Raw genomic sequence first — 10,158 nt, 5'->3', positions numbered from 1 at the left:
TCCCCCATCGCCACCCACATCGCCTGCGCGGCGAGGATGCCGGGCACGACGTACTGCAGGTACGGGAGCCCCTCCACCCGCCCGCCGCGCCGCTGGGCTGGCCGCCGGTCCACCCCGGCCTCGCCGCAGTGCTGCTGCTGGTCGCGCTGCCGGTGGTGGTCGCGCCCGCACCGCCACCGACGGAGGTGGCCCGGTGATCGTGCTGGAGGGCGTCGGCGTGCACCACGAGGGCGCCGACCGGCCGGTCCTGCGGGACGTCGACCTGACCATCCCGGAGGGCGACCTGTGCCTGGTCGTCGGGCGCACCGGCAGCGGCAAGTCCACCCTGCTGGGCACCGTGACCGGGCTGGTGCCGCACTTCACCGGCGGCACCCTCACCGGCCGGGTGCTGGTGCAGGGGCGCGACACCCGCACCACGCGGCCGCGCGAGCTGGCCGACGTCGTCGGCTACGTCGGGCAGGATCCGCTGGCCGGGTTCGTCACCGACACCGTCGAGGAGGAGCTGGCCTACGGGATGGAGCAGCTCGGGCTGGCGCCGGCGACGATGCGCAAGCGGGTGGAGGAGACGCTGGACCTGCTGGGTATCGCCGGCCTGCGGCGGCGCTCGCTCACCAGCCTCTCCGGTGGCCAGCAGCAGCGGGTGGCCATCGCCTCGGTCATGGCCGCGCACCCGCAGGTGCTGGTGCTGGACGAGCCCACCTCGGCGCTGGACCCCACCGCCGCCCAGGACGTGCTCTCGGCGCTGACCTCGCTCGTGCACGACACCGGACTGACCGTCGTGCTCGCCGAGCACCGGCTGGAGCGGGTGATGCACGCCGCCGACACCCTGGTGTGGGTGTGCGGCGACGGCGGGGTCGAGGCCGGGGACCCGGCGCGGGTGCTGGCCCGGTCGGACGTCACCCCGCCGCTGGCGGCGCTGGCGCGCGCCGTCGGGTGGGAGGAGGTGCCGCTGTCGGTGCGCGAGGCCCGCCGCCGTGCCCGCCGCGAGCACCTGGTCGTGCACGCCCCGCCCGGCTCGGCGCACGATCCGGACCCGGCCGCCGGTGACGCGCGCCCGCCGGTCGTGTCCGCCCGCGGGCTGGTCGTGCGGCACGGCGCCGTCAGCGCGCTCGACGGGGTCGACCTGGACCTCCGGGCCGGTACCGTCACCGCCCTGATGGGCCGCAACGGCGCGGGCAAGTCCTCGCTGCTGTGGGCGCTGCAGGGAAGCGGCCGTCGCAGCGCCGGCTCGGTGACGGTCCGGGCGGCCGGCAGCCAGGCCCCGGTGGACCCGGCCCGGCTGAGCCCCACAGCGGCCCGCCGGCTGGTGAGCCTGGTCCCGCAGTCGGCGGCCGACCTGCTCTACCGCGACACCGTCGCCGACGAGCTCGCTCAGGCCGACCGGGAGACCGGCTCGCCCCCCGGGTCCGCGGCAGCCGTGCTCGCCGGGCTCGGCGTCGCGATCGACCCGGGCGTCCACCCGCGCGACCTGTCCGAGGGGCAGCGGCTCTCGCTGGTGCTCGCCGTGCAGCTGGTGGCCGCCCCCGACGTGGTGCTGCTGGACGAGCCGACCCGTGGTCTGGACTACGCCGCCAAGGACCGGCTCGCCGCGGCCTGTCGCCAGCTCGCCGCCCGCGGCGCGGCCGTGCTGGTGAGCACCCACGACGTGGAGTTCGCGGTGCAGGTCAGCAGCCGCACCGTCGTCCTCGCCGAGGGCGAGGTGGTCGCCGACGGCCCCACCCGGACCGTGTGCACGGCGTCGCCGGCCTACGCACCGCAGGTCGCCAAGGTGCTCAGCCCGGTCCCGGTGCTGACCGCCGGTGAGGTGGCCGCCGGGCTGCAGGAACGGGTATGACCGCCCCGGCGCGCCCGGGGGCGGGCCCGGCCGCTCCCCGGGCCCGGGTCGCCGTCCCGGTGCCCCGCCGCAGCGTGCTGCTGCTGGTGCTGGCGGCGCTGCTGGGCCTGGCGGCGTTCGGCTGGCCGCTGCTGCTGACGCCCTCCTCCTCCCTCGCCGGCACGACGCAGGCGCCGTTCCTGTTCGCGGTGCTGCTGCCGCTGGTGCTGGCGGTGGTGCTGGCCGAGATCAGCGACGGCGGCCTGGACGTCAAGGCGCTGGCGCTGCTGGGCGTGCTGTCGGCGGTCGCGGCCGGGCTACGCGTGCTGGGCACCGGCACCGCCGGCATCCAGCCGATGTTCTTCCTCCTCGTGCTCGCCGGGCGCGTCTTCGGTCCCGGGTTCGGGCTGGTGCTCGGCACCACCGCGATGTTCGGCTCGGCGCTGCTCACCGGCGGCGCCGGCCCGTGGCTGCCGTTCCAGATGATGGCGGCCGGGTTCGTCGGGATGGGCGCCGGGCTGCTGCCGCGCCGGGTCAGCGGGCGGGCCGAGCTGGTGCTGCTGGCCGGCTACGGCGCGCTGTCCGGCTACCTCTACGGGCTGCTGCTGAACCTGTCGTTCTGGCCGTTCACCACCGGCTACGGCACCGGGCTCAGCTTCGACCCGGCCGCGGGCCTGCTGGAGAACGTGCGCACCTTCGGCCTCTACACGCTGGCCACGTCGATGGGCTACGACACCGGGCGGGCGCTCACCACCGCGGTGCTGGTGCTGCTGGCCGGTCCCGGGCTGCTGGTCGTGCTGCGCCGGGCCGCCCGGCGGGCCCGCTTCGACCGCTGAGTACAGGCTCCCGCGGTCAGCGCTCCGCGGCGGCGGCGAGGTCGGCGAGGTCCTGGGTGAGCATCCGGCGGGTGACCCGCTCACCGAGCGGGCCGGTCACGGTGCCCACCAGGCCCGCCAGGCCGCCCCGCTCCGGGGCGTGCGCGGTCAGCCGCAGCGTCACCCGGGTGCCAGGCTCGGGCAGCACCAGCGCCTCCAGCGTGGTCTCGGTGCGGTAGTCCACCCCTCGGGAGGAGGAGGCCAGCACGGTGCTGCGGGACGGGTCGTTGCCGACCACCTCCAGCTCCTCGGTGGCGCGCACGCCCAGCACCCGGCGGGTCTCCCACCAGCGCGTGCCCAGCGCGTACGGCCCGTCGGTGAGCACGTGCAGCGCCTCCACCCCACGGAGCACCGCGGGCAGCCGGTCCAGGTCGGTCAGCACCGCCCACACCCGCTCCGGCGGGGCCGCGACGTCCCGCGTGACGGTGACCTCGCGCACGGTCACGCCCCCTGCTCCTGCGGCGCGGTGGCGGGGCGCAGGCACCGCGCCATCGCCGGGTCGGGGCGCTGCCCGAGACCGGGGTGGAGCAGCGCGGCCAGCGCCTCGATGCCGTCCACCAGGGCCGGCCCGGGCCTGGCGAAGCTGGCGTTGGCGTCGACGGCCCACACCGCGGCCGGTAGCCCCTCGAGCTCGCCGGTGGCGAGCAGCTGCTGTGCCACGGCGGCCGAGCCGGCCAGGTCGTAGCCGCAGGGAGCCACCACGACCACGTCCGGCCGGGCGGCGCGGACCTGCTCCCAGGTGGTGGTGACCGACTTCTGGCCGGCGGTGCCCAGCACGCTGCGGCCACCGGCCGCCGTGACCATCTCCGGGACCCAGTGGCCGGGCGCGAACGGCGGGTCGGTCCACTCCAGCACCGCCACCCGCGGCGGGGCGGCGGCGCCGGTCCCGGCCGGCTGGGCCGCTACCTGCTCGCGCACCCGGGCCAGCCGGTCCTGCAGCCCGGCGACGAGCGCGGCCGCGGCCTGCTCGCGGCCGGTCGCGCGGCCGACGTCACGGATGCTCTGCCAGACCTCCGCCAGGGTGTGCGGGTCGGTGGTGAGCACGTCGGCCCGGCAGCCCAGGAAGCCGAGGGCGTCGTGCACCTCGGAGACGTCGACCGCGCACACCGCGCACAGGTCCTGGGTGACCACCAGGTCGGCCTGCAGGCCGGCGAGCGCGTCCCGGTCCAGGTGGTAGAGGTCCGCACCGGCCTGGAGCCGCTCGCGCACGGCGGCGTCGATCTCGGCCGGGGTGGGGCTGCGGTCGGCAGCGGCCGTGGGCAGCGCGCTGGTCGAGACGATGGTGCGGGAGCGGGCCTCGGCGGGCCGGTCGCACTCGAACGTCACTCCGACGACCTCGTCGCCGGCACCGACCGCGAACAGGATCTCGGTCGCCGACGGCAGCAGGGAGACGATGCGCACCTCCCCACTGTGACAGAGGACTCAGCGACTCTCGCCCTGGTCCGCTTCCTCGGCGGCCGGCAGCTCCTCGAAGCCCTCACCGAGCACGAGGTCGACGGTCTCGTCCTCGCGGTCGTCGGGGACCAGCCGGGCGTCGGGGAACAGGTCCTGCTGCAGCTGGCGCGCAGCGTCCTCCCCGGCCGTGCCGTGCCGGATGTCGACGCCCTCGACCTCGACGTCCCGGTCGTCGTCGCGGACGGCGTCGACGGTGTAGCCGTAGGTCTGCAGCGCCTCGGCGGTGCGGCCGGCCAGACCGGCGGTGCCGACGTTGTTGACGACGTTGACGGTGACGTCCTCCGGGGCCAGCCCGGGGTCGGCGGGGGCGGTGGTGACGGCCGCGTCGTCGGCGCCCTCCTCATCACCGGCCGGGAGCCAGCCCTCGAAGTAGGCGACGGCGTAGCCGAACACCAGCAGCAGCAGCAGGATCAGGGCCGAGAGCACGAGGGCGGCGCGGCGCCTGCGCCGGCGGGCGGCCGTCGACATGCCTGCGGTGCGGGCGTATCCCACGTGCCGGCCTCCCTTCACGCGCCCGTGCCAACTGGGCACCCGGCGGACCCGGGCAGCCGCCAGCAGAGTACTGACCCGGGCGGTCAGTCCAGGGACAGGACACGCCCGTGCACGACCGCACGCTGGGCGAGCGCCGCCCGCAGCGCCCGGTGCAGGCCGTCCTCGAGGTAGAGGTCGCCCCGCCAGCGGACCACGTGACAGAAGATGTCGCCGTAGAACGTCGAGTCCGGGGACAGCAGCGTCTGCAGGTCCAGGGTCGCCTTGGTGGTGATCAGCTCGTCCAGCCGGACGGCCCGCGGCGGCAGGTGCGCCCAGTCCTTGGGGTCGGTGAGGCCGTGCGGCGGGTAGGGCCGCCCCTCACCCACGCCTTTGAAGATCACCCCGCGATTGTAGGGAGCCAGCGTCCCCGCCGGCCGGGGACGACGGTCCCGCGCCCACGGCTCGGTGCCGCGGAGCCTGCTGGCGGGCCCGGCGTCGCGTGGGTGGAGGTGGCCCGGTGGACGGCCCGGCGCCGCGTGGGGCCGGGCCGTCCCGGGGGCGGAGGATGCGGGATTTGAACCCGCGAGGGGTTTCATCCCCAACACGATTTCCAATCGTGCGCACTAGGCCACTATGCGAATCCTCCGCCGGAGAGGGTACCCGAGAGCCCGCGGCAGCCTGAAATCTGGGCGGCCTCCCGCCGGGTGCGCCGGGGCCTGCTGGCCCGGGACCGGGTTGGGTCGTGGCCGCGGTCCTCACCTACACTGGCGGCAGGCCCCCCGTGCGGTGGTACCTCACTGAACTCCCCCAGGGCAGGAATGCAGCAAGGGCAGGTGAGCTCTTCCAGGTGCGCGGGGGGTCCCTTGTGTCCCCGCGTCCCGGACGAGACCGTCAGGGGCGCAGCATCACCTTGATCGCGCGGCGCTCGTCCATCGCGCGGTAGGCCTCGGGCGCCTCCGCCAGCGGCAGCGTCCGGTCGAACACCGGGCTCGGGTCGAGCTCGCCGGCGAGCACGTCGTCGCGCAGCTGCTCCAGGTAGGCGCGCACCGGCGCGACGCCACCGGCCACGTGCACGTTGCGGGAGAACATGTCCCGGATCGGCAGCTCCACCCCGTGCGGAACCCCGACGTAGCCGACGGTGGCACCCGGCCGGGCGCAGTCGATGGCCTGGACCATCGCGTCACCGGTGCCGACGCACTCCAGCACCGCGTCGGCACCGACGCCGCCGGTCAGCTCGCGCACCGCCGCGACGCCCTCCTCGCCGCGCTCGGCCACCACGTCGGTGGCACCGAACCGCCGGGCCACCTGCTGGCGGGGCTCGTGCCGGGACATGGCGACGACCCGGCCGGCGCCCATCCGGCTGGCGGCCAGCACCCCGCACAGCCCGACGGCACCGTCGCCGACCACCACGACGGTGTGCCCGGGCCGCACGCCCGCGCTGGCGGCGGCGTGCCACCCGGTGCCCATGACGTCGGCCAGGGTGAGCAGGGCGGGTAGCTGCTCGTCGCCGGGCTGCTCGGGCGTGGCGACGAGCGTGCCGTCGGCCAGCGGCACGCGGACCACCTCACCCTGGCACCCGTCGACCAGGTGACCGTCCCGGTCCGGGCTCCCGAAGCCGCCGCCGTTGGCGCAGGCGGTGTGCACGCCGGCGAGGCAGTGCGGGCAGCTGTTGTCGGACCAGGTGAACGGTGAGATGACGAAGTCACCCGGCCGGACCGAGCTGACCTCGGCGCCGACCTCCTCCACGGTGCCGACCATCTCGTGCCCGATCCGCCGGGGCCGGGAGACCGGGCTGGCACCGCGGTAGGGCCACAGGTCCGAGCCGCACACGCAGCTGGCGCGCACCCGCACCAGTGCGTCGGTGGGCGCGTGCAGGCGCGGGTCCTCGACCTGCTCGACGCGGACGTCCCCGGGGGCGTGCAGCAGCGTGGCGAACATGACGCCCATTGTGGCGTGCGGCCAGGTGGCAGGATGATCGGGTTCGTCGCCGCACCCCGGCGGCGCGCCAGCCGCTACGAGGAGAAGAGAGCAGATGGCCTTCCACGTCGGGTCCGAGACCGGGCGCCTGCGTGAGGTGATCGTCCACCGGCCCGGGTTGGAGATGCACCGGCTCACGCCCGAGAACCGGGAGCGCTACCTCTTCGACGAGATCCTGTGGGTGGAGCGGGCCCAGGCCGAGCACGACGAGTTCGTCCGGCTGCTGGAGGGCCGCGGCGTCAGGGTGCACCACTTCGACGCGTTGCTGCGCGAGACGTTGGCCGTCCCCGAGGCGAAGCGGCACGTGCTGGAGCACTCGCTGGACGAGCGCTACGTCGGCCCGGCGGCCGCGGAGGCGCTGCGGGAGATGTTCCACGGGATGACCGACGCCGAGCTGGCCACCCACCTGGTCGGCGGCATCACCAAGGCCGAGGTGCTGGAGCGGATCGCCGAGCCGCGTTCGGTCGTGATCGGCCAGCTGGCCCCGCACGAGACGATCCTGGCGCCGCTGCCGAACCACCTGTTCACCCGCGACACCTCGGCCTGGGTCTACGGCGGGGTGGCGGTCAACTCGATGCACAAGAAGGCCCGGCGCCGGGAGACGCTGCACTACGAGGCGATCTACCGGTACCACCCGATGTTCGCCGGCCAGGAGTTCCAGTGGTGGGCCGAGGGACTGGAGGCCGGGCCCGCCACCGCCGAGGGCGGCGACATCCTGGTGCCCGGCCGGGGTGTGGTGTGGGTCGGCATGAGCGAGCGCACCACCGCCCAGGGCGTGGAGCGGCTGGCCCGGCGGCTGCTGGGGTCCGGCCAGGCCGACACCATCGTGGCGCTGAAGATGCCGCACGCCCGCGCCGTCATGCACCTGGACACCGTGATGACGATGCTCGACCCGGAGACGGTCACCCGCTACCTGGGCCTGCCGGACCTGCCCAGCTGGGTGGTCACGTCCGGCGACACCGGCCCGGACGGCCAGCTCGAGCTCCGGGTCACCCCCCACCCGCCGGAGCGGATGGAGCAGGTGCTCGCCTCCTCGCTGGGGCTCGGGAAGATCCGGGTGCTCGCCGCCGACCAGGACCCCGCCGCGGCCGCCCGCGAGCAATGGGACGACGGCTGCAACGTGCTGGCCGTCGAGCCCGGGGTCATCGTCGGCTACCAGCGCAACACCGTGACCAACGAGTACCTCCGCGGCCAGGGCATCGAGGTGCTGGAGACGCCGGGCAGCGAGCTGGGCCGGGGCCGCGGCGGCCCCCGCTGCATGACCTGCCCGGTCCTGCGGGAGGACTGATGCCGCCCCGTCGCCGGGTGCCGGTCGACCAGGGGGAGCAGGCGGTAGCGGCCTGGCGCGCCGACCCGGACACGCTGCCGCGCGCGCAGCTCGCCACCGCGGTGCGCTACACGCTGGAGGAGCTGGCCGCCCGCGCCCCCGGACGGTCGGTCGAGGTGCGGGTCCCGCCGCACGGGGCCGTCCAGGCCGTGGAGGGACCGCGCCACAGCCGAGGCACGCCGTCCAACGTGGTGGAGACCGACGCCGCTACCTGGCTGTCGCTGGCCACGGGGGAGCTGCGCTGGGTCGACGCGGTCGCCCAGGGCCGGGTGCGCGCCAGCGGTGGGCGCGCCGATCTGGACGCCTGGCTGCCGCTCGGCTGAGCCGCGCCGCGACCCGCACCCGGGGCCGCGCTGGGTTCACCCGCGGGTTGCGGGCAGGCCCGCGCCTCGGGTGCCGTGCCGCGGGAAGGTTTCCCGCGGCTACGCGCTCAACCCGCGGTCCTGCCCGACGGGCGGCGGCTCAGCGCATGCGGGCGCGGTAGCGGGCCTGGTCCACCAGCTGGCGCACCCGGTTCGGGGCGTCCAGGTCCTGCCAGACCAGCCGGACCACCTCGTAGCCCGCGGCGCGCAGCCGGTCCTCCCGGGCCTTCTCCCGCACCAGGCTCTGCTGGTCACCGCCACCGTCACCGGCGTACTTCAGCCGCCCGTCGAACTCGATGACCACCCGGCCCGCCACCAGGGCGTCGACCCGTGCCAGGAAGTGCCCGAGGTGGTCCCGGATCTCGACCTGCGTCCGAGGCTGGTATCCGAGGGTGTGCAGCAGCAGCCGGGTGCGGCTCTCACCCGGGGACTCGGCGCGGGCGTCCAGGAGCGGGAGGGCAGACCGGAGGTTCCGGGTCCCCTGCTGCCCGCGCCGCTGGTGCAGGATCTCGGTCAGCTGACCGATCGAGGTGAGGCCCCGGGCCAAAGCGGCGTCGCCGGAGACCACGGTCTGCTCCAGCGGCGCCGAGCCGGCCAGCCCGAGCAGCGCCTCCGGCACCGGGAGCACGGGCACCCCGTTGACCCAGGTGGGCTGGGTGGCCGGCCAGCGCTCGTGGACGGTGTAGTGGCGGGCGCGGCGGTGCTCGCCGGCCGCCACCCGCATCACGTGCACGTGGTCCGGCGGCAGACCGATCCACGGCAGCCCCCACACGCACACCGCGGAGTGGTGGCTGGCCGCTACCTGGCCGGGGACGACCGCCACGACGGCGCGGACGCGCAGGGTGTGCCGCTCCTCCGGGCCGAGGCGCTCGAGGAGCTCGCGCGGGGCGTAGGCGCCGCGAGCCAGCCGCACCAGTCGACCGCTCCGCTGCAGCTCGCGCACCTCACGCGAGTCCGCGCCGAGGGCGGCGAGCTCACGGGTGGTGATGACGCCACGGTGCCGCACGAGGTGAGCGGTCAGGTCCCGGAAGGCAGCGGCCACGCGGTGACCATGGCTGCCGCACGTGGCGGCTGGCAGTGCGCTGGCCCTCCCTGGGGAGCAGGTGAGCCGGGGGTCGGTCGGTGTGGAGCGCGGTCCGGACGTCCCTGGCCTGCCTCTCATGGTGTCCCGCGCGTTGAGTGCACATCCGCGAGAACCGTTGCCGCGGGACGGCCCCCAGGGCGCGGGATTGCTCTCAACCCGCGGGAGGGCACGGGCTGCGTTGCTGACACCGACGCCGCGTGGAGTCCCTAGGGTGATGCAGGTGCGCTACGGCATCTGCATCCTCCCTGAGTACCCGTGGTCCGAGGCCGCCTCGCTGTGGCGGCGGGCGGAGGCGTACGGCTTCGACCACGCCTGGACCTACGACCACCTGGTGTGGGGCGGGCTGCCGGGCGCGCCGTGGCACTCCACGGTGGCCACGCTCACGGCAGCGGCGACGGTGACCGACCGGGTGCGGCTGGGGACGTTCGTGGCCAGCCCCAACTTCCGGCACCCGGTGACGTTCATGCGCGACGTGGTCACCCTCGACGACGTCAGTCGCGGCCGGCTGCTGCTCGGCCTCGGCGCCGGCGGCGACCTGGACGCCGGCATCCTGGGGGAGCAGCTCACCCGCCGGCAGCGCACCGACCGGTTCGCCGAGTTCGTCGGCCTGCTGGACCGGCTGCTCACCGAGGACCACGTGAACCACCGCGGCGAGTACTACGCCGCCGTGGACGCCCGTACGCTGCCCGGGTGCGTGCAGCGGCCCCGCGTGCCGTTCGTCATGGCCGCCAACGGGCCGCGCGCGCTGCGGCTGGCCGCCCGCCACGGGCAGGGGTGGGTGACCACCGGGCAGG

The 10,158-nt window shown here is 75.6% G+C and carries 11 protein-coding genes, 1 tRNA gene and 1 other RNA gene; 6 read left to right on the top strand and 7 right to left on the bottom strand.

Annotated elements, in window-relative coordinates:
- Positions 1–193: 193 nt before the first annotated feature.
- Together GFJ45_RS13070 and GFJ45_RS13065 are read left to right on the top strand one after the other, a co-directional pair.
- On the top strand, positions 194–1,834 hold the full coding sequence (locus GFJ45_RS13070; protein WP_153397914.1) for an ABC transporter ATP-binding protein: 1,641 nt from the start codon (positions 194–196) through the stop codon (positions 1,832–1,834).
- Positions 1,831–2,649 carry an ECF transporter S component gene (locus tag GFJ45_RS13065; protein WP_153397912.1) on the top strand — a complete coding sequence of 273 codons (819 nt, stop codon included), beginning with the start codon at positions 1,831–1,833 and terminating at the stop codon, positions 2,647–2,649. The genes GFJ45_RS13070 and GFJ45_RS13065 overlap by 4 nt, the downstream gene beginning before the upstream one ends.
- Before the next feature lie 16 nt (positions 2,650–2,665).
- Here GFJ45_RS13065 and GFJ45_RS13060 read toward each other — a convergent pair whose 3' ends face one another.
- The 5 genes from GFJ45_RS13060 to GFJ45_RS13040 all read right to left on the bottom strand — a co-directional run bounded on the left by GFJ45_RS13060 (position 2,666) and on the right by GFJ45_RS13040 (position 5,260).
- Positions 2,666–3,133 carry an SRPBCC family protein gene (locus GFJ45_RS13060; protein ID WP_194288663.1) on the bottom strand — a complete coding sequence of 156 codons (468 nt, stop codon included), beginning with the start codon at positions 3,131–3,133 and terminating at the stop codon, positions 2,666–2,668.
- Positions 3,130–4,089: a cobalamin-binding protein gene (locus tag GFJ45_RS13055; protein WP_153397908.1), complete on the bottom strand. Its 960-nt coding sequence runs from the start codon at positions 4,087–4,089 to the stop codon at positions 3,130–3,132. Before GFJ45_RS13055 ends, GFJ45_RS13060 begins: the two co-directional genes overlap by 4 nt.
- 21 nt (positions 4,090–4,110) lie before the next feature.
- A complete protein-coding gene (locus tag GFJ45_RS13050) occupies positions 4,111–4,635 on the bottom strand; it encodes a LytR C-terminal domain-containing protein (RefSeq protein ID WP_153397906.1) in 525 nt (174 codons plus the stop codon).
- A gap of 83 nt (positions 4,636–4,718) precedes the next feature.
- A complete protein-coding gene (locus GFJ45_RS13045; RefSeq protein WP_153397904.1) occupies positions 4,719–5,015 on the bottom strand; it encodes a type II toxin-antitoxin system VapB family antitoxin in 297 nt (98 codons plus the stop codon).
- Positions 5,016–5,173: 158 nt separating this feature from the next.
- Positions 5,174–5,260 (bottom strand) — tRNA-Ser (locus GFJ45_RS13040).
- Between the two features lie 124 nt (positions 5,261–5,384).
- Between GFJ45_RS13040 and ffs the strand changes: the two genes are divergently transcribed.
- An RNA gene (gene ffs / locus GFJ45_RS13035) (signal recognition particle sRNA small type) lies at positions 5,385–5,481 on the top strand.
- A 24-nt stretch (positions 5,482–5,505) separates the two neighbouring features.
- On the opposite strand, the gene GFJ45_RS13030 is transcribed toward ffs, so the two are convergent.
- Positions 5,506–6,552 carry a zinc-dependent alcohol dehydrogenase family protein gene (locus GFJ45_RS13030; protein WP_153397902.1) on the bottom strand — a complete coding sequence of 349 codons (1,047 nt, stop codon included), beginning with the start codon at positions 6,550–6,552 and terminating at the stop codon, positions 5,506–5,508.
- A gap of 94 nt (positions 6,553–6,646) precedes the next feature.
- Between GFJ45_RS13030 and GFJ45_RS13025 the strand changes: the two genes are divergently transcribed.
- Positions 6,647–7,879, top strand: coding sequence for an arginine deiminase (locus tag GFJ45_RS13025; protein ID WP_153397900.1), 1,233 nt, complete (start codon positions 6,647–6,649; stop codon positions 7,877–7,879).
- Entirely contained in the window at positions 7,879–8,241 is a 363-nt protein-coding gene (locus GFJ45_RS13020) for a sterol carrier family protein (RefSeq protein WP_153397898.1), read from the top strand. The genes GFJ45_RS13025 and GFJ45_RS13020 overlap by 1 nt, the downstream gene beginning before the upstream one ends.
- A gap of 139 nt (positions 8,242–8,380) precedes the next feature.
- Here the strand turns inward: GFJ45_RS13020 and GFJ45_RS13015 are convergent, their stop codons facing one another.
- The gene (locus tag GFJ45_RS13015) at positions 8,381–9,322 is read right to left on the bottom strand and encodes a type IV toxin-antitoxin system AbiEi family antitoxin domain-containing protein (protein ID WP_194288662.1); all 942 of its coding nucleotides are present in this window, start codon (positions 9,320–9,322) and stop codon (positions 8,381–8,383) included.
- Between the two features lie 262 nt (positions 9,323–9,584).
- Between GFJ45_RS13015 and GFJ45_RS13010 the strand changes: the two genes are divergently transcribed.
- Positions 9,585–10,158 (top strand): LLM class flavin-dependent oxidoreductase (locus tag GFJ45_RS13010; protein WP_153397916.1); only part of this gene is annotated, 574 nt, incomplete at its 3' end.

This window comes from Ornithinicoccus halotolerans (assembly GCF_009602535.1).
Lineage (GTDB): Bacteria > Actinomycetota > Actinomycetes > Actinomycetales > Dermatophilaceae > Ornithinicoccus > Ornithinicoccus halotolerans.
This window is presented reverse-complemented; position numbering and strand designations above follow the sequence as displayed.